Annotated in this window: 13 protein-coding genes and 1 riboswitch; of the genes, 8 read left to right on the top strand and 5 right to left on the bottom strand. The window is 45.6% G+C overall.

All coding sequences use genetic code 11. From position 1 onward, the window contains the following. Positions 1 to 12: 12 nt before the first annotated feature. Positions 13 to 1,023 (top strand): FecCD family ABC transporter permease, encoded by a 1,011-nt coding sequence (locus tag ACQSGY_RS14950; RefSeq protein WP_427052467.1) that lies wholly within the window; start codon positions 13 to 15, stop codon positions 1,021 to 1,023. Next, positions 1,020 to 2,027, top strand: coding sequence for a FecCD family ABC transporter permease (locus ACQSGY_RS14955; protein WP_289374339.1), 1,008 nt, complete (start codon positions 1,020 to 1,022; stop codon positions 2,025 to 2,027). The genes ACQSGY_RS14950 and ACQSGY_RS14955 overlap by 4 nt, the downstream gene beginning before the upstream one ends. 213 nt (positions 2,028 to 2,240) lie before the next feature. On the opposite strand, the gene ACQSGY_RS14960 is transcribed toward ACQSGY_RS14955, so the two are convergent. Further along, positions 2,241 to 2,693, bottom strand: a complete 453-nt coding sequence (locus ACQSGY_RS14960) for an Lrp/AsnC family transcriptional regulator (protein ID WP_427052468.1) — start codon at positions 2,691 to 2,693, stop codon at positions 2,241 to 2,243. A 290-nt stretch (positions 2,694 to 2,983) separates the two neighbouring features. On the opposite strand from ACQSGY_RS14960, the gene ACQSGY_RS14965 reads away from it, so the two are divergent. Continuing rightward, positions 2,984 to 4,516 (top strand): MFS transporter, encoded by a 1,533-nt coding sequence (locus ACQSGY_RS14965; RefSeq protein ID WP_427052469.1) that lies wholly within the window; start codon positions 2,984 to 2,986, stop codon positions 4,514 to 4,516. Between the two features lie 168 nt (positions 4,517 to 4,684). On the opposite strand, the gene ACQSGY_RS14970 is transcribed toward ACQSGY_RS14965, so the two are convergent. After that, the gene (locus ACQSGY_RS14970) at positions 4,685 to 5,689 is read right to left on the bottom strand and encodes an S-layer homology domain-containing protein (RefSeq protein WP_427052470.1); all 1,005 of its coding nucleotides are present in this window, start codon (positions 5,687 to 5,689) and stop codon (positions 4,685 to 4,687) included. Between the two features lie 9 nt (positions 5,690 to 5,698). Beyond that, positions 5,699 to 8,317, bottom strand: a complete 2,619-nt coding sequence (locus ACQSGY_RS14975; protein WP_427052471.1) for a sugar-binding protein — start codon at positions 8,315 to 8,317, stop codon at positions 5,699 to 5,701. Positions 8,318 to 8,730: 413 nt separating this feature from the next. On the opposite strand from ACQSGY_RS14975, the gene ACQSGY_RS14980 reads away from it, so the two are divergent. Beyond that, a complete protein-coding gene (locus ACQSGY_RS14980) occupies positions 8,731 to 16,770 on the top strand; it encodes an immunoglobulin-like domain-containing protein (protein WP_427052472.1) in 8,040 nt (2,679 codons plus the stop codon). 146 nt (positions 16,771 to 16,916) lie between these two features. On the opposite strand, the gene ACQSGY_RS14985 is transcribed toward ACQSGY_RS14980, so the two are convergent. Next, entirely contained in the window at positions 16,917 to 17,447 is a 531-nt protein-coding gene (locus ACQSGY_RS14985) for a hypothetical protein (protein ID WP_427052473.1), read from the bottom strand. A gap of 143 nt (positions 17,448 to 17,590) precedes the next feature. Next, positions 17,591 to 17,670: riboswitch (ZMP/ZTP riboswitch) on the top strand. Positions 17,671 to 17,719: 49 nt separating this feature from the next. Between ACQSGY_RS14985 and ACQSGY_RS14990 the strand changes: the two genes are divergently transcribed. From ACQSGY_RS14990 to ACQSGY_RS15005, 4 genes are all read left to right on the top strand, one after another. Further along, positions 17,720 to 18,319: a DJ-1/PfpI family protein gene (locus ACQSGY_RS14990; RefSeq protein ID WP_427052474.1), complete on the top strand. Its 600-nt coding sequence runs from the start codon at positions 17,720 to 17,722 to the stop codon at positions 18,317 to 18,319. Beyond that, positions 18,304 to 18,816 (top strand): GNAT family N-acetyltransferase, encoded by a 513-nt coding sequence (locus ACQSGY_RS14995; RefSeq protein WP_427052475.1) that lies wholly within the window; start codon positions 18,304 to 18,306, stop codon positions 18,814 to 18,816. The genes ACQSGY_RS14990 and ACQSGY_RS14995 overlap by 16 nt, the downstream gene beginning before the upstream one ends. A gap of 202 nt (positions 18,817 to 19,018) precedes the next feature. Continuing rightward, the gene (locus ACQSGY_RS15000) at positions 19,019 to 19,249 is read left to right on the top strand and encodes a hypothetical protein (protein ID WP_427052476.1); all 231 of its coding nucleotides are present in this window, start codon (positions 19,019 to 19,021) and stop codon (positions 19,247 to 19,249) included. Between the two features lie 68 nt (positions 19,250 to 19,317). Then, positions 19,318 to 19,587, top strand: a complete 270-nt coding sequence (locus tag ACQSGY_RS15005; RefSeq protein ID WP_427052477.1) for a hypothetical protein — start codon at positions 19,318 to 19,320, stop codon at positions 19,585 to 19,587. Between the two features lie 14 nt (positions 19,588 to 19,601). Here ACQSGY_RS15005 and ACQSGY_RS15010 read toward each other — a convergent pair whose 3' ends face one another. Continuing rightward, the gene (locus ACQSGY_RS15010) at positions 19,602 to 20,537 is read right to left on the bottom strand and encodes an FAD:protein FMN transferase (RefSeq protein ID WP_427052478.1); all 936 of its coding nucleotides are present in this window, start codon (positions 20,535 to 20,537) and stop codon (positions 19,602 to 19,604) included. Between the last annotated feature and the right edge of the window lie 2 nt (positions 20,538 to 20,539).

Raw genomic sequence — 20,539 nt, forward strand, 5'->3', positions numbered from 1 at the left:
CTGAATGCCGCTATGGAAAATAAACGATCTGCGATTCCATTTTCATTGAAGCTTGCGTGCTGTGTACTTGTGCTTGTGCTGTGCTTCATGATGGCTATGCGGTATGGTGCGGAAGAGACAACGCTCCGCAATGTGTGGTTAGCACTAACCTCGGCCACCAAAGATGACAATATCCTCATTTTGCGTGAGCTCAGGCTTCCACGGGAGATCGCAGCGATGTTAATTGGTGCAGCTCTCGCCGTCTCGGGAGCGATCATGCAGGGGGTTACCCGCAATCCACTGGCTGATCCCGGATTGCTTGGCTTGACTTCCGGCGCCAATATGGTACTTGCCATCGCTTTTGTTTTTTTGCCGTCCCTTGGTTATTTCGGCATCATGATAGCTTGTTTTATCGGAGCTGCACTCGGGGCTGCGCTTGTTATCATTCTTGGCTCTATGCGCCGGGGGAGCCTGTCCCCTTTGCGTGTTGTGCTGGCGGGAGCTGCCGTATCGGCTTTTATGTATGCCATCTCGGATGGTATCACGATTTATTTCAAAGTCTCCAAGGATGTATCCATGTGGACCGCGGGTGGATTGATCGGAACGACTTGGGGTCAGCTGCAGGCGATCGGACCGGTCATTCTGCTCGGGCTTGCAGTTATGCCTTTCCTGTCCAACCAGTTGAACATTCTTAGTCTCAGTGATGAGGTTGCAACGGGCTTGGGGCAGAAGCTGGTGCTGATCAAAACAATGCTGTTTCTGCTGGTCATTCTTCTCACAGGCGCATCAGTTGCGTTGATTGGAAATATGGCGTTTGTCGGATTGATGATCCCTCATGTGGTTCGCAGATTGGTTGGAACCGATTATAGGCAGATTTTGCCAATGTCTATCGTGGCCGGAGCATCGTTTATGCTGCTTGTTGAAACATTGGGCCGTACCATTAATGCACCTTACGAAACGCCGGTAGTTGCCATTGCAGCCATGCTGGGCTTGCCGTTTTTTCTCTTCGTGGTGCGGCGTAAAGGAGGCAAGGCGTTCTCATGACCCTGTCTGCACGCATTCGCAAGCAACGACTGATTTTGCTCATATGTTTGCTACTGATCATCATCACGGCTACAGTTGGTATGAGCTGGGGATATTCCTCCCTGTCTTTTGACCGATTAATTCCCGTCCTGTTCGGACAAGGTACTTTCAAAGAGGACTTCGTGCTGTTTTCAGTCCGTTTGCCACGTATTATCATCACTTTGCTGTCAGGGATGGCACTTGCGCTGTCCGGTTCCATTCTGCAAAGTGTTACACGCAATGACTTGGCTGATCCAGGTATCATCGGCATTAACTCTGGTGCGGGTGTCGCTGTTGCGGTATTTTTCCTGTATTTCCCGATCGATGTTGGCTCGTTTGTCTATATGCTGCCACTGGCTGCATTCATCGGGGCTTTGGCGACCGCCGGACTCATCTATCTGTTTTCTTACAGCAGAACCAATGGACTTGATCCAATTCGAATGGTGTTGGTGGGTGTCGGCTTCTCTATGGCATTGTCGGGCATCATGATTGTGATCATCTCAGCAGCTGAGCGCTCCAAGGTGGATTTTATTGCTAAGTGGATATCGGGAAACATCTGGGGTGCGGACTGGCCGTTCATCTGGGCATTGCTGCCCTGGGTAATTCTGTTGATCCCACTGACCCTGTTCAAGACTGCAATGCTGGATCTGCTTGGATTAAATGAAGAAACCGCTATTGGCGTGGGATTGCGTATAGAGAAGGAGCGGCTTGTTCTTATTGTTATTGCAGTTGCCGCGGCTGCATCTGCAGTATCCGTTACAGGAGGCATTGCATTTGTAGGTTTGATGGCACCACATATTGCCAAGGCACTGGTTGGTCCCCGCAATCGACTATTTATTCCCGTAGCCGTTATGCTGGGTGGCTGGTTGCTGTTAATTGCGGATACGGTCGGCCGTAACCTCGTAGACCCTGACGGCATACCCGCAGGCATTATGGTATCCCTGATCGGCGTGCCTTATTTTGTGTATCTCCTGTTAAAAAAGTAACCTGTAAAATAAACCGTCGATCAGTCATGCCTTCGTTTTTTTCAAGTAAGTCATATCAGATTAATTAGGTTGATCCTCTAGGCCCCATAACTAAAGAACGCCATCACCTCATGTGATGGCGTTTTTTTCTATAGATTTCATAGGGACAGCTCAGAGGTTCAGTACGACAAATGGAGTAAAGCAAAGGCTCATGGCAACTGATCCTGCCTCGGACTAGTCAACTTTCCGTGCATCTTCAAGAGAAGGAATAAGATTTCTATGATTGATCGGTGAAGACATGACAATCAGGATCGTATATGTTCCATACTTATCGCACTGGTTTCCAAACTCTTCAAGAGTGCGTGTGGATTCGGTTACTACTTTTAATAAATAACTGTGTTCCCCGCTTATACGGTGGCACTCGGCAACATGAGGAGATGCATGGACAAAATCAAGAAATGCCAGACAGTCTCTAGTCTGAAACAACATGTAAGCGGCTGAATCCTTCCCAATTTTTTCAGGAGAAATGATGGTACGATACTCCTTAATAATTCCCTTTTCTTCCATTCTTCTGACTCGCTCCGTTACAGCGGGTTGAGACAACCCTACACATTTACCCAGCTCCGTCATTGAAATCCTTGCCTGATTTTGAAGAAAGAAGAGAATTTGCTTGTCTATTTGATCCACTTTGAATGTCCTCCTTAAAATTTAAGGTATTATATAAAAAGACGTTAAATTATTAAGCGTAGTAATCATAATGCATTTATTATGTTATGTAAAATGGGCGATTTAAATTATATAATTACCTCACCCCAATATTGTGATCAATAGATGAAAAGTTAGAGAGGATGTTTACCGTTGAGCAAATATGATTTAGGTAAGGTAGATAAGGATGATTTCTGGGCACAAATTGAAAAGGCTGTTGTTTGTATGAGGTACGCTTCAATTTGCAAATCTAAGTCTGGAGGGAGCTATTAATGATTCTCTATTCCTCCAACAAAAATATAATTGCATTGGCTGCTATATGTTTGTCGGCGCTAATGTTTGGTCTCGAAATTTCCAGCGTGCCAGTGATACTGCCAACACTGGAAAAGGTATTGCACGGCAATCTCAAAGATATGCAATGGATCATGAACGCCTACACCATCGCAAGTACAACAGTTCTGATGGCTGTTGGAACACTGGCAGACCGGTTTGGAAGGAGGCGTATTTTTATTATCAGCCTCGTCTTGTTCGGCATTACATCCTTGATTTGTGGCTTGGCACAAAGTTCGACGATTCTAATTGTTAGCCGATTTCTTCAGGGCGTAGGCGCTGGGGCGATGCTAATTTGCCAGATAGCCATTCTTTCGTATCAGTTTAAGGAAGGAAAAGAGCGAAGTAAAGCCTTTGGCGCATGGGGGATCGTATTTGGTATTGGTCTCGGTTTTGGGCCCATTATTGGCGGTTTGATTGTGGCCGTTACCAATTGGCATTGGGTTTTCCTAGTCCACGTCCCACTAACCATCCTTACTTTGATCTTTGTTTTAAGCAGCGTACAGGAGTCTAGCGATCCACAGGCGAAAAAGCTGGACATTATCGGTATCGTCACGCTTTCACTTACAGTTTTTGGACTGGCCTACTTTATCACACAAGGGCCTGAACTTGGCTTTACCAGTATAGCTGCCATTAGCATACTTATTGCAACGGTAGCATGTTTCACTATATTTCTGTTTGCGGAGAAGCTCAGCTCCCACCCGATGTTCGATTTTTCTGTATTCAAGATACGTAATTTTTCCGGTGCTCTTTTTGGCTCCGTAGGCATGAATTTCAGTTTCTGGCCTTTCATGATCTATCTGCCGATCTATTTCCAGAGCGGCCTTGGTTATGGCACCGTGGCAACGGGACTCTCTCTATTGGCTTATACGCTGCCGACCTTGGTGATTCCTCCTCTAGCAGAGCGCCTTTCGCTTCGTTATCAGCCAGGCGTAGTCATTCCATCGGGTCTGTTCATCATTGGTACAGGCTTCATTCTGATGAAATTTGGCAGTGGCGCCGATCACTCTAGCTGGTTGACCATGCTCCCTGGTTCGCTGCTCGCTGGCATTGGGCTTGGCTTAACCAATACGCCTGTGACTAACACGACGACCGGCTCGGTTCCGAGTACTCGTGCAGGTATGGCTTCCGGGATAGATACGAGTGCCAGATTGATCAGTCTAGCCATCAATATCGCCGTGATGGGATTCATTCTGCAGGAAGGTATTCTCTCATATTTGAAGCGGGTCCTTCCCGGGACTCACGATGTAATGCAATTGCGCACTTTGGCCGAGAAAATAGCCGCTGGAAATACGACATCTCTGCAGCAGAGTTTTCCAGATCTGTCCTCTCTAGATGCATCCGGAACTGTGGTTCACACGGCTCTTGTGAACGGATTTGGTTGGGTGATGCTCTATGGTGGTATAGGCGTATGGGTGTTGGCCGCAATCAGTCTTATAATTTTTGCACCAAAGAAATCATTGTTGCAAAAGTAGAGTGTAAAGACCATATGTGGAAGAGCGTATCGCTGCCAGCGATACGCTCTTCCTATGGTTGGTTATGAAAATAAGGCCATGCATTTCCTAATGAAATGTCGTTTGATATTCAGAGCACTTGCTTCTTTTCTTGCCTTAACAAGGGTTTGCTTTATCCTGTATACGCTTTCACTTAGCGAGGTGTTCGACAAACCTTACAAAGATAGCAGCTACTTCGGCGCGGGTAGCAGGAGCTGTAGGAGCAAAATGATTATCCGGATTGCCTAATACAATGCCGATGCCCCGCAGCGCCTGAACTTCCTCCAACGCCCATGAGCTGATTTCTCTCTCGTCTGCGAAGGACTTAGATTGGCTTTCAGGTATCTCATAGCCCTTGTACTTCATGTAGTTGTAAAGGATCACTAACATCTGTTCGCGCGTCATCGGTGAATTAGGGCTAAACTGGTCCGGGTTTGAACCGTTGACTATGCCTTTTTCGGCCGACCACTCGACTGCCGCCGTGTACCACTGTCCGTCCGTCACGTCCCTAAAGCGGGAACTCGTGTAGTCGGCGTGTTTTACGTTCTCCATATTGGCCAGTACCTGCACGAACATTGCGCGTGTCATTGGGGTACCCGGTGAGAACGTCGTAGACGTCGTGCCGTTGAAAAGGTCGTATGTGTAGGCGGAATTTACATCGCTGTAGAACCAGTCGTCCATAGTGGTATCCCTAAATGGATTGCCCGAAACCACGAGCAAGCCGAGTGGGGTGTTGTCATCGAATACAAGCTCTGCAGCCTTACGGATGTTTAACGACATGTCGTTTTTTAAGCCAACACTTGCTCCGTCTGGTCCGACTACAAGCGTACCGTCACTCCGTATCTTCGATCCGTCAAGGATATGCACTTGATTGCCGTTTGGCAGGTTCACGTGCGCTTCTTTGCCGCCTACTGTGACCGTACCATCGCTCGCGATCGTCGAGCCGCCCGGAATGGTCACTGTGCTGTTGCTGCCGGGTAGTGTCACCTGGGCGCTCTTGTCCGTCGGAATGGTCACCATACCGTTTGAGTCTATCGATGTGCCTTCAGGTACTTTAATCTCCGTCCCGCCTTTGGTCGCAATAATGCCGCCGCCGGGCAGGGTGGTATTACCGTTTTTATCCGTGACTGCCGGCTTATCCTTCGGTGTATTCACGGTGTAGGTCTACTTCGACATTCCAGCGTCTGTCCCGGTGCCCGTATTGTCGGTGTTGCTTGTGTTACCACTGTTGTTTGTATTACCGGTGTTGCCCGTATTGCCCGTAGTTCCACCAGAATCAGGCACGGTAGGCGTTGTCGCGGCTGTCGGCATGGCCGTCACGCTGATCTCTGCGCCGTCACCCTTTGCGTTCACCGCGATGATTTTGAAGCTGTAGCTTTGGCCGTTTGTCAGATTTTTGAAAATATAGCTGGTATCCGCCGCACTCAAAGTGACTGCTGCTGCGTTGGCATACCACACCTTGTAGCCCAATATCGGGCTTCCCCCGTCGTCAGCAGGAGCAGTCCAGCTCAATATGACCCGTCCGTCACCTGGAGTTGCCTTGAAGCCGCTTGGCGCACCGGGCACAACCGCTTTTCTCTGCGCAAACATCCAATCAAAGACATCTGTGTAGTCATTGTTCCAAGCCGGCAAGTTAGAGGACTGTGCCGTGGGAGCCATACTCCAGCTTCCCATCGTTATTTGATTGTAAAGAACCGCCGCTTCAACCTCATGCGCTATATAATCAGGCAGAACAGGTGTGTTGGCAGGATTAGGCCTCAGATTCGGCTGATCAAATTGATTGTACGGCCACGTAAGAGCCTCATTACTTTCAAAGCGTGAAGCCCTCGCGTTGATCATTTTCGGCATGTTGTTATTGATGAAGTTATTGAGGTTAGTCTGGTAGCCTCCAACATTATGAGCATTTAAAAACATCCAATAGGCCAGATTGTTGTGAGCGTCATTGTCCTTAGCATTCGGTGAACCGCTTACCGGGGCCATAGGTGCAGCGGCGGCGAAGAAGCCAGGGTAGCTGTTAACTAGGTTGTTTGTATACTGGCCGCCCCATGAGAAGCCTGCTGCGTAAACACGGTTAGGGTCTACTTCGCCGCTGGCAATCAGGGCGTCTATGACCTTTTTAACATTCTCTGTGGAGGGAACAGATATGCCATTATAGGAGATATTCAGTACATGGCTGGCGTACTTCTCGGGATTTTGCTCCATCTTTTTCATTAGAGCGACCGAGCCGTTGGCTGATTTCATGGCCGCCTTTTGGTCTGTTGCAGCGTTTGTACCGCCGCGTGACATGCCATGGGTATAAACATACAGTGGCAATCCTTTAATCACGTTACCGTCTTCATCCTTGTGAAGGTAGAGCGAACGATTGACCGAATTATCCGTGAATGTTGCAAATTGATCGAGGATTGGATTCACAACTTTTTCTTGCTCAAAAACCACGTTATGAAGCGGATTTCCTTCTGTCAATACGATTTCGCCTTTTTGGACAACGGTGTAAACCTGCTTTGTCGAGTTGCTGCCATCCAGCGTTGTATTGCCGCCGCTCTCTGAATAAAACTCAGACTCAACGACGATGTAACGGCCGCTCGCCAGTCCGTCCTGATAATCTGGTGAATTGCTTACCGGCCCCAGATAGCCGCGTACCTTCGGCTCGTCATTAGCGTATACTCTGGTGATCATGCGTGGTCCTTCAAAGGTAACCGCTTCACCGTTCAGGGTTGTGTTCCTGGCCGACAAGGCAAACAAGCCGGGATGAAGCTCGGAGCCTACCGCCGCCTTTCCCTCGCCTAAGTCGATGATGACAGCCGTTGTGTACTCGCCACTGGCGAAGTTGTCATTCCAGACGATAAAAGGGAGTATGCTCGCGTCCGGATCGTTTTTGAATGTCACATGAATGGTATGGTCAGCCTCAATATTCATAAAGGTATAAGTGCCAGCAGATAGAGTCACGATCTCGCCGTCTACCGTTACGGTATCCACAACTTTACCGGAGTCGGGAGCAAACGTAATTTCTTTGTTAGAGCCCGGGTCTACTCTCAGAACATCGCCGGGCGGGCTTGACGTTATTCGGCCGCCCGGACCTGCCGTTACGGTGATTGAAAATCTGGTATCCACTTCATCGGCTGAGATGAGCTGCAGGCTGTCCGTAAATGAATCAGAGCTGGTATATGCCGCGTCCGGAACTCCAAAACAGGAAACGACTTCATAGCGGTCAGCACCGTTTTCCGTTGAGTTATTGATATAGACCTCAAAGGTAAGATTTCCCTCCTGTAAGGTCAAATTTCTTTTAGGTATTCTCATTTCCACGATGTATCCTGTTTCCGTAACCTGGGTCCATGCAGCTCTGCCTGGAGCGGCCTGCCCTGAAAACACACCCGTCGCGCTGACGCGCCATTGGTTAGAGCCGCTGCTTCCGGTGCCAACATAAAACTCCAGGCTGTCGTACCGGTGGTCTCCGCCAGCTCCCTGATATAGATTACTATCATTAACAACAACGCGGACATACAGGAAGTCATGATCCCAAAGGATTCTGGCCGTGCCCGTGGCATGGGGTCTTGGGTCGGTGGGCACAGTGCTTTTGTTGATGTGATGCTCCATGGTTTGGCTCCAGAGGGGGTCGTTTGACCCGAGTTCGGGAGTCCCAAAAATGGCGGTTGGTGTTTCATTTGTTACTGCTGCGTTTTCAATGTTGTCTTTGTCGGCAGCCGCATAGCTCGCAGGCATTAACGAGGCTGCCATGACCAGGCAACAGAGGAATGCAAGCATTCTGCTAAAACGTTTGGGCATAAATGAAATCCTCCTTATTTTTCGATCTGGTGCGCTAAGGCTTACCCGCATCCTAACAGGACACGTTATGCATTTGACAAGCGCCCAACTATATATATTATGCTTATCAGGGGTTCAATCCTTTAATTTAAACATAGAGTATATTTAGAATGAAAACGATTACTTCGAAGGAGAGGGACAGTGCTGCAGTACACAACAAATTTCAAATTGAAATAAAAAAATCCACGTTATTAACATGATAGTACATTGAATTGAAAGTTCTGAACACGTAATATGAGGAGAAATGTAAGCGCATTCATTTTAGAGTGTATTTTCTAGCTCCTTGTGAGGTGGTTTTGTGTTGAAGGTGGGATATGGCTTGTTTTGAATGCTTCTGACAATTAAACGAGGGGAAGAATGCTATGCGAAAGCGAATGACAAACATCACTTTGGTTTTGATTGTGGCCTTCAGCAGCTGTTTTGGTTTTGGTATGCCATTTAGCAATCAAGCTTCAGCCGACACAGTAACACCAACGATGCTGGCGCATTATCCATTGCTTGAGAACGTATTGGATACATCAGGCAATGGCAAGCATGGGACGGCTGTAGGCAACATTACGTATGACGATGGCCTTACTCTACCGGGAGGGACGGATAGTAATACGAACTATGTACAGCTTCCGACAGGCTTGTTTGATCATCAAGAAAACACAACGATCTCTGTATGGTTGAAGAGTAACACTGAACGCGGGAACTACGCAGCATTATTCTACGGTACGCCAGCAGCTGAAAATAATCTACCAACAAATTACTGGTTGTTTAACCCATCCAATCCAAGTGGTGATTTTAAGTCCGTATTTACAGATCGCAATAACGTTGATCAGCCTTGGACGACGGAGGTAGGCGTATCAGGCACTTCTACGTCACAGTATCAAGGTCAATGGGTTCACTATACAACGGTTATCACGGAACGCTCTATTACAGGTTACATTAACGGAGTAAGTATAGGCACCATCGCCAAAGAGAAAACAACGGCAAGCTTTGGTACGGATTTGCAAGCTTATATCGGTCGCTCCAACTATTTAGGGGATGCTACTTTTGCAGGTAGCTTTCAAGATTTAAGAATTTACGGAGAGGCACTAAGTAGTGATGATATCGCTGGAGTATACCAACAATCGCTCAATGAAAAGCAAGTACAACAAAGCAAAAAAGAGCTAACGTTAGGTGATATATCTGCCGTTACCGAATCTCTTGAACTTCCTTCTGCCAATACGTATGGCGCATCGATATCATGGGCTTCCAGTGATGAGAGTGCGATTAGTCCAACGGGAGAAGTGTTTTTACGAGAAACGGAACAACAAGTGACGTTAACGGCAACCATTTCTATAGGTGAAAGCCAAGCGACAAAAGAGTTCGTGGTTACCTTGCTACCTAAAGATGCCTCTGTAGAGCAGGTTGCCGTTAAGGGTGTTTCGCTTAATGAATCTACACTCGTTCTATCGGTGGGGGAAAGCGAGACATTAGTGGCTACAATTTCACCTTCAAATGCAACAAATAAAAGAGTTACCTGGACATCTAGTGATTCCAGTGTAGCGAATGTCGATTCGACGGGTAACGTTACAGCGGTAAGTAAAGGTACAGCCACAATTACGGTACAAACGGAGGATGGAGACTATGCAGCTGTATCAGCTATTACCGTTCAAGAAAAGTTGCTAAAAGATGACCTGCTTCTTCATTACGACATGAAAACGACTGCCGAAGTAGATGGTCAACTCGTACTGAAGGATTTCGCCAACAAGAAAGTTACATTTGATGGGATATTTAAAAATGCAAACCATGGGCAATTCATTTCAAACAGTGAGGTTGGCTTTATTACATTTAATGGTGGAATTTCTACATCGAATAGTGGATATGTCGAGATTCCTAAGGGTTCCAATGGATTAGATCTATTACAAGGTCTAAATGAGATTACCGTATCTTCCATCGTGAACTGGACGAATGATGGTACGAATCGCTGGATTTTCGGTTTGGGTACGGTGTTAACACCGGAAACGAACAAATATTTTTTTGTAACCCCACGCCATGGTAGCGGATCAGGCAATATGGTGGCTTCAGGTATCTCTAAAAATGGCTGGCCGAATGAAGCATTAGTTACAGGCAGTGCAAACTCAAACCTTATCGGTGGACAGTGGATGCATGTAACGGTATCCTTCTCTGAAGCCAGCAACAGGATCACGTTATTCGTGGATGGAGTTAAGGTTGCTTCAGGTAATGCGAAGGGACTAAAGCTGTCAGAAATCATTAATCCGGATTCTACGTTTTCTGGTTTTATCGGCAAGTCCATCTTTTCGAACGACCCATATCTTCAAGGCAGCGTGGCTGATTTTCGAGTATATGATCGTGCATTGACGGAGCAAGAAATGGCCGAATTATATCAAAAAGAAGCCGTAACTCTCATTTCCAAAATACGAAAGCTTACTGTGGATGATGCAGCGAATCAACTAAGCATCGATCGTTACTTAGATGAGGCAGATCAGAGTACTGAACAGATCACGAGAGACCTTGCCTTACCGACGAGCGGTAAAAACGGTGTAAGCGTCACCTGGAGTTCCAGTCATCCTGCTGTCATTTCTAACAGTGGCATCGTGCAACGTCCAAATGCGCAAGCAAGTGATGTTCAAGCAGAGCTTACGGCTACTTTAACGTATCAAGGGGTATCAACAACAGCTGTATTCCCTGTTACAATCCTGAAGCAATTCGATGACCAGCAGAAGGTTGATCTGGATGCTGAACAATTAAAAATCTACAATGCGGACAACGTTAAAGGCAATTTGCGTCTTGTCACTACAGGTGAACGAGGGTCTACTATTACATGGACATCTAGCAGACCGACAGTTGTTAAAGGAACGGCTGAAGCGACTGGTAACGCTGCACAGCTAGGCTGGGTAAGCCGACAAGCTACGGATATCCCCGTTACACTAATTGCTACAATTACGAATGGCACAGCTTCCAAAGAGCGTACGTTTAACCTTAAAATTAAACAAGCACCTTCTCCAGTAAAGCCTGATGCGTACTTCTTTGCGTATTTTACAGGTGAGTATGAAGGTGGGGAAGAGATATCCTTCGCTACAGCTGAAGATCCCTTGTTCTGGAAAACGCTGAATAATGGAAAGTCGATCCTTCAATCGAATATGGGGGAAAAAGGACTTCGTGATCCATTCGTTATTCGTTCAGCAGAAGGGGATAAATTCTATATGCTGGCAACCGATTTGAAAATGGGTGAAAGTACAGATTTTGACCAGGCTCAAATTACGGGCAGTCATTACATGATGATTTGGGAGTCGGAGGATCTCGTGAATTGGAGCGAGCAGCGTATGGTCAAGGTTGCTCCCAAGACGGCAGGCAATACGTGGGCACCAGAAGCGATCTATGATCGGGTAACTGGAGAGTATATCGTATTTTGGGCATCCTCGATGAAAAACACAGAGACATACGGTGATTATAACGGGAGACCGGCAGGTCAATACAATGTGATGTACTATGCAACAACACGAGATTTCTACAATTTTTCTGAGCCAAAGGTCATGATTGATGAGTCACTTCCAACGATTGATACGACGTTTATTGAGCATAATGATATGTTGTATCGATTCACCAAGTCAGAAGTGAATACCAAAGTATATGTGGAGAAAGCACCAAATTTCTACTATGACAAGGATGGTATTGCTGAAAATGGCCTTCAATACGACGCTGTTCCGGGTACACGTGATAACATACTCGGCTTAATCGGAAAAAATGGAAATAACGAAGGACAAACGATATTTAAGGATATTCATAAAGACATGTGGTATCTGTTCCTTGATTCATGGCCATATCATGTACGATATACAACAGATCTGGATAGCAGCACGCAATATATGAACAATGTATTAAGCAGTGATCAATATGCACTTCCGCCAGGACCAAGGCATGGAACGGTAATTCCCATCTCACGTGCAGAGTATAATGCTTTGCAAGAAAAGTATGCATGGAAGGGTCCAGAGCCATCAACAGACCCGGTTGTACATTACTCATTTGATGCAAATACAGTAAAGGGTACAACGTTGAATGACATTTCTGGCAATGGCCATCACGCAACACTGGTAGGTGGAGCAACGATTAATGAAGAGGATCATATCGGTAAAAAGGGTGCTTCGCTAGAGCTTAATGGGTCAACGGGATATGTGAAACTGCCGGATCACTTGATTCAATCCTTGAATCTGGAGAAGGCTACGTTTTCTACATGGGTTCAAGTAGACAAAAATCAGGCAAATCAACGCATATTTGATTTTGCTTCCGAAACAGGCAGACAGGTTAACCGCAACACCATGTACTTGAGTACACAAGGGGATACAGGTAGTTTAGAGTTCGCTGTCGTAACACCTTTTACAGAGAAATTCAGCAATGACAGCACAAGACTCGGATCAGATTATAAATATGCATTGAGAAATACTGGACTATTACCAACGAAGACTTGGCAGCATGTTGCCGTTACTATGGATGAATTTGATGCCGTATTGTATGTGAATGGTCATGAGGTTAAGCGCAGCTCTACATTTAACGTTGAGCCGAGAATGTTACTGGAAACAACGATGAACTATATTGGTAAATCAAGAAATAGTACCGATCGTCTGTTTTCTGGTAAACTGGATGATTTCCGTATTTATAATCGTGCGTTATCTGCTGAAGAGATTGCAGCATTAGCGGATGAAGACATTACTCCTCCAGTAGAGCAGCCGTCTGGGGCTGAGCTTATTCTCCATTACGATATGAATGATATCGATGTCGCGACGGTTATTGACCAAACCGGAAAATTCAACGGAAAATGGATGAATCCTTCTAAGGCAGAATGGATTCATACAGACGATGCTGGTGTGCTGAGTTTTAATGGGGGCACAACTAACTCCTATGTAGAGCTGCCACAAGGAATTCTCGATGGATTAACGGATATTACGGTTTCATCCATTGTGAACTGGAGCGGCAAAAACGCTGCGGAGTGGTTATACGCGTTAGGAAAACCCAACAATAATACTCACTATACGTATTTTACACCACGTTATAACGCTAATGGTATGGCCCGTTTAGGGATCGCAACAAATGCCTGGAATAATGAGTCCTCAGCTTCGACCACGGGATTGAAAAATAATGAATGGAAAGTAGTTACGACTGTTGTTTCAGGTACCGATGGTACGCTAACGCTTTATATTGATGGTATTGCTGTTGCAACAGGCTCAACCAATGGAATGACACTGGAACAAATAAAAAATATCTCGGGCAGTAGTGGATATATCGGGAAGTCATTCTATACAGCTGATCCTTACTTCGGCGGATTGATTGCAGACTTCCAAATCTATGATGGTGCTATGAGTGCGTCAGATATTGCTTTACTGAAGGCTCGTGCAGATCAGAAGATCGCTTCGATGAAGGGCATGTTTGTATCGGCTGCGACAGAGAAATTAACGATTCATGATCTTCTTGCTTCGAATACATCCAAAGATGCGATTACAAGCAATGTAACCTTGCCAACATCAGGCGCTTATGGCACGACAATAAGCTGGACAACAGACAAAGGCCATGTGATCTCAACTACAGGTGCCGTAACAAGACCAGCTAACGCAACTGGCGATCAAGTTGTAACGTTAACAGCGGTATTTTCAGATGGCACTGAGACTGCTACCAAAACCTTTACGTTGAAGGTTAAAGCATTGCCGAACGATGCCGCTGCTGTAGATGAAGCCAAAGCAGCACTCGTCGTTCATAACATTCATGATGTAAGAGGTCATCTCACATTACCGGCATCTGGACTCTATGGAACAACGATTACGTGGACTTCCGTTCAACCAAACGTCGTTTCAGTTACGGGTGAAGTAAAACGCCCGGCGCACGGTAGTGGAGATGCAGACGTGAAGCTTACAGCGACGATTACATTAAATTCCGCATCAACTACGAAGGAATTTATTGCGAAGGTGAAGGAACTGCCTGCTGAAGAAAATTATGCGGGATACTTCTTCACATATTTCACAGGAGAAGGTACTTCTACAGGAGAGCAAATTTACTTTGCAGCAAGTGACGGCAATGATCCGTTGAACTGGCGAGAATTGAATGATGGTAAACCTGTATTGACCTCTGCCTTGGGGGAAAAGGGGGTTCGTGATCCGTTCATTATTCGTTCGCCTGAAGGTGACAAGTTCTATATGATCGCTACCGATCTGAAAATTAACGGCAATGGCAACTGGGGCAGAGCGCAAACATGGGGAAGTCGTTCCATTATGGTTTGGGAATCGAATGATCTGGTCAACTGGACAGATCAACGCATGGTAGAGGTTGCACCGAAAGAAGCGGGTAATACTTGGGCACCGGAAATTATGTATGATAAAACAACAGGGGAATACATTGTATTTTGGGCATCGAGAATGTTTGATGATGCATCCCATACAGGCAGCGCCTACCAAAAAATGATGTATAGCAAGACAAGAGATTTCTATACGTTTACTGAACCGAAAGTATATTTGGATTATGGATATTCCATCATAGACACCACGATGATTGAGCATGATGGAAAAGTATATCGTTTTACGAAGGATGAACAGGACAACGGAGCTGCTGCTCCATTTGGAAAGATGATCTTTCAGGAAGTTGGTGACTCAGTCCTGGACCCAGCCTTCAAGATGATTAATCAAGGCGTAGGTAACATGAAATGGGTCGAGGGTCCAACGATTTTCAAATCGAATACAGATGAAAAGTGGTATTTATTCGTAGATGAGTTTGGTGGAAGAGGTTACATTCCATTCGAGACAACCAATCTGGCATCAGGTATCTGGACATTATCTTCCAACTACAACTTACCAGCTAATCCACGTCACGGAACGGTTATTCCGATTAAACAAAGCGAATACGATGCACTCCATGGGAAAAATGTATCCGTTAGCGGAGTTAGCTTGGACAAAACGACATTGTCCATAGCAGCAGGTCAATCAGTGCAATTGACAGCTACGATCACACCAGCAAACGCAACGAAAAAAGAAGTAAGATGGCGCTCAAGCAATCCATCTGTAGCTACTGTAAGTGCAACAGGTCGCGTAACGGCGGTGGCACCAGGAACAGCAACCATTACAGTAACTACAGTCGATGGCGGTTTATCCTCCAGCGCTACGGTAACGGTAACACCATTGGTTGATGGAACACCACAAGCACCAAGCAGTGGTGAAGGAAGTGGTGGAGGTAATATCTCTGCACCTGCAGCACCACCAGCTACAGGTGAAAGTGAACCTGTGGTAACGGACAACGGGCAAATAAACATCAAGCCAGTCGTGAATGAGAGCGGCACTTCTGAAGTGAAGTTAAGTGCAGATACGGTGAAGCGTGCGCTTGATCAAACGACAGGCAGTAAGCTGAGGGTGCGAGTTGAAGGTGATCAAAGCTTGAACGGGCTAACGATTGAGCTCGCAATAGATCCACGCTTAACAAGTGGAACCGCTAAAGTAAATAGCATCGAGATCAACACAGGCTCAGCAGTCGTAACGTTGGCTACCGAACGCCTTGGAACAGGAGCAAGTGCGGGGAAAACGTTAGGATTGTCGATGATGAAAATGGCGGCTGATCAACTTCCAGCTGGAACACAAGCTGGGCTGAACGGTGAGGTTGTATATGATATCAAGCTAACGATGGATGGTAAGAAGCTTTCGCCGTTTGATGGCAGAGATGATCTCGTGATTGCATTGCCATACACATTAAAGGCCGACGAAAATCCAAACAACGTCATCGTATACGAAGTGAAGGACAGTGGAGAGCTAAGAGTTGTGACGAATGGTAAATACAATGCAGCGACAGGAAAAGTAGAGTTCAAGCCAACGGATTTAAGCAAGTATACGGTAGCGTATGTTGCAACAAGCTTTCAGGATGTGACCCAAGGCTGGGCGAAGGATGCGATCTCGGCATTGGGAGCAAGAGGCATCGTAAAAGGTGTAGGCAACGGCGAGTTTAATCCGAAAGGTCAGGTGACAAGGGCAGAATTCATTACTATGCTGATGAACATGTTGGAGTTATCGGATGAAAGCGCAACGACAAGTTTTAGTGATGTGGAGCAAGGAGAATGGTACCATGGAAATATCGCAACCGCGCAGAAGCTGGGGATTGTGAACGGGAAACCAGATGGAAGCTTCGGAGTTCATGAGAGCATTACGCGAGAAGATATGGCCGTTATGGTATACAAGGCGATACAAATGAACCAATTAGCGTTACCAAGTAGTGAAGCTGCAGCCTTCAAGGATGAAGCAAGCATCGCAAACTATGCGAAGCAAGCGGTAGAGGCAATACAGGGAGCAGGCATTATAAAAGGTGTAGGTAACGATGAGTTTGCGCCGAAGAAAAATGCTAGCCGTGCAGAAGCAGCAGTGATGATCTATAATTTATGGAGTTTGATGTTGGCACATTAGTATAGGGGGCCTACATGGAGCGAAGACGAAGCGAATAATCCTCCTGGGCTTCATTCCAAAAAGGAACGCCATCACATTACGTGATGGCGTTTTTTAGTTGGAAAACTGGGGAACTAAGCGTACAAGTATTAACGAGTTTTCGTTGCCTATTTAGAGGTACGTGCTTTTTGCCTTGTTTCTATTAGCCCGAACACCTCATCCATGTCGAGGGAAAACATGACGCTTTCGCTTGTTATCGGCTGGAAGTGGAATTCCAGCTTTTCTTTTCCGAATTGCTTCTCAAGCTCCGCCCACTGTTCCGTAGATAATAAGAGATACGCTAACGTGTCGTTGCCTAAAGACTCCATAAACCATCGGATCTGATACCGGGGAGCAATCATATCCTGCATAGCCCGAATAGCGCTGTCTCGATCAGTCCGATCATCAGCGAACGGAATGGTCAGCTTGCGATCGTGCGAACTTAACACAATATCAACGCCTCTTGGTTTGTCGATGTCGATTATCTCGCACTTGATCTGATCCGATTCCGGCAGTTGATCGTTAAAGTATTGGATGACGTCCCCTTCGTCTTCTCTCCAATCAATCCAGATTAACGACTTGTGCTCGAAAAATTGCTCCATCACATTCTCATCAGAAGAATGCTGAAGTACATGGATAACCGGTTGAAGCGTGCTCATTATCATCCCATCCCTTATTCAAGATTGATATATACTCTACATTATCCTATAAGATCAGCGGGGCCTGAATAGGTCAAAGGATACAGGCGAATGCCCAAAACACTTGTAGTCATCTAAATTTCCAGATTATAATGAAGTAAATATTTGGTATGTGCTACTGGCGTAAACGTGGAGAACCACGAGCAAACACATATTTCATAAGCCGTACGCCTGGGCCACGTATTTGGTCATACACCGAATGCTTTTATTTATTCTAGGGGGAGATGAATAGGATGGAACAGGTACGGCAGGCAAGAAATGTGGCAGTATTCATTTTTGAACAAGTAGAACCTTTGGATTTTGCAGGACCATTTGAAGTTTTTATTTCAGGAAGTAACAGAGGGCAGGACTTCAATGTGTACACTGTGGCGGAAACGGAAGGTCCGATCCAAGCATTGGGAGGGTTGAGCATCAATCCAGCTTATACGATTCATAACTGTCCTGATCCCGATATATTAGTGATCCCTGGAGGCTGGGGTTCAAGAAAAGAAATGAATAATGAAACGATAACGAGCTGGATTCGGGACGTGTCCAATGATGTAGAAATTTTACTGTCTGTCTGTACTGGGGCCTTGATTTTGGCAAAAGCCAATGTATTAGACGGTTTGAAGGTTACAACCAATCGTTTGGCGATGAAAGAATTACGGGAAATCATCCCTGCTTCTACTGAAATCATTGAAGATGTTCGTTATGTGGATAATGGGAAGATTGTATTGTCCGCTGGAATATCTGCTGGCATGGATGCTGCGTTATACGTTGTAGAACGATTACTGGGCGAAGAACGAGCAATACAAACGGCAAATATTATGGAATATGATTGGAAGAAGGCTTAAATTTGGAGGGGATTTGTGTGCGTATCCGTTTGTTAGAACACAAGGACCGAAATAAAATAGAAACCATAATGAGTGAATATCCCTTACAGTTTCCTAAGTTTATTATTGAGAAATACCCTGCACGTTGGTCAGAATTTTTAGATATAGCGAAAGTAACCAAAGAAGATGCCTATTACGTTGCTATCGACAGTAATAATGATATCCTTGGTCATGCAGGCTATTTATTCAATGACGAGTTAGGTCTTTACGAGATCGTAGGCGTGGTAGTAAAGAAGGGAGTTCAACGGCAAGGTATCGGACTCGCCCTAATGAGCACAATTTGCAATAAAGTTAAAAAAATGAATGAAAAAGAAATAATTCTTTACACACTAGGTCATGTTGGAAATGAAGATACTATAAAATTTTATAATCATATCGGGTTTGATGAGGTAGCTTATGAAAAGGATTTTTTTACAATGGATTACCATAGAGTTACGTTTATTAAAACGTTTAGTTAACAGATAATTATAGAAGTAAAATCATATCAATGCGCACTCAAACTCCGATGATAAATAAGCATAGAATAGCAGAAGGAAATTATACATATGGAGGTCATTAAGTTTGAGGACATATTACTACTTCAGTTGGTTTAATCATTTTTTCCCAGAGAAGCTGGTTAAATGGTTGCACGAGGATATCCAAGACAGAACATCACTTGTTATGATTAGCGGTGAGCCTTCTGAATATGAAGGTGAGCAGGTTAACTTTGATGATATCACGGAATGGACATGGCTAACTCAGGCAAACCTTTTTTTCGATGAAACTCATTTTATAGATTACCCCGTGCAGAAGGAAAAGGCCCAGCGAATCATTCAGAACGCTTCAGTCATTTTTTTATGCGGTGGAGATCCTGTTCAGCAGCACGACTTTCTGGCCAAATATGAATTATAGAATGTAATCAAGAATAGCAACGCCGTGATCATCGGTGCAAGTGCTGGTTCATTAAACATGGCTGCAAAATGTTATTTTCGAATGACACTATCCCTGAGGTCAAAACAAGTGTTATTTATGAGGGTTTAAGTTGTAATGCTTTTGCTTATGAATCGCATGCTCAACGTGACTACGCCATGTTTGCTGAAGGCTACCTGTTCCCCTTATCCAAAGAGATAAATGTTTATGCGGCAGAACAGGAGAGCGCTATGCGTGTCAAGGACGGAAAAATAGACATTTTAGGTCCTGTATATTTAATATCCCACTTCAGGGTTCAGAAATTGGTCGAAACACTTTAGTTGGAATAAGCTAGTCATGAGATCGGATGGATTTTGCCCCTGAGATTGTCGGTGTAGGCCAGGTTTCCGTCCTTTGTAATGACAGCGGCTTCGATATGTTTCATAGGATTCACCTTGTGAATGATGGAGGCGGCATCTAACCCGAACAATTCGGTCGTATAGATGTCACAGTCCAGCGACTTGTCTGCAATTATAGTTAATGAAGCGATATTGCTTTCCATCGGATAGCCAGTTGTACTGCTGAATATATGGTGGTACTGCTGGCCTTCTTTGTTCAGAACCCGCTCGTATATGCCGGAGGTAACGACGGACTGCTCCCGGATGCTAACATATGCTGCTGCATTTCCCCGGGGGAGAAAGGGATTCTGTATTCCAACCTTCCAGTGACTGAACCCTGAGGGGGAATCCCCATGAACAAGCACATTTCCACCCATATCGACCATTGCAGAGACGACACCGTTTTTCTTGAAAAAGGCCATAACCTGATCGGCAAAATAACCTTTAGCAATCGCGCCAAGGTCGATCTCCATGCCTTTTTTGCATAAATGAACCGTCTGGCGCTCATCGTCAAGCTGCACATTCTCCGGATTCAACAGCTCCAGCACCGCTTTAATATCTGCATCCTGGGGCACATGTGCCTCGCGGAAACCAATTCTCCACAATTTGATTAATGGACCTATCGCAATGTTTAAAAATGAATCTTCTTGCATGCTGTGTGCTTTGCCGATCCGGATAAGATCATACAGCTCTTTGTCCACCTGTATCGGATGAGATGCGGCAGCTCTTTTTAACATGGCAAGCTGCGAGTGCTCACTGTTGGCACTAAACACTTGTTCATAATGTATCAGCATATTCGCTGCTTCCTCGGCAAGCTCTTCAGCATCTTTGCCATCGATATAGAGGGAGATGTTCGTCCCCATGAGTGGAATCGTTCTCGTATATGGTTTCATGC

Origin of the sequence: Paenibacillus sp. TC-CSREp1 (assembly GCF_050171015.1) — a bacterium.
GTDB classification, from domain to species: Bacteria; Bacillota; Bacilli; order Paenibacillales; family Paenibacillaceae; genus Paenibacillus; species Paenibacillus silvae.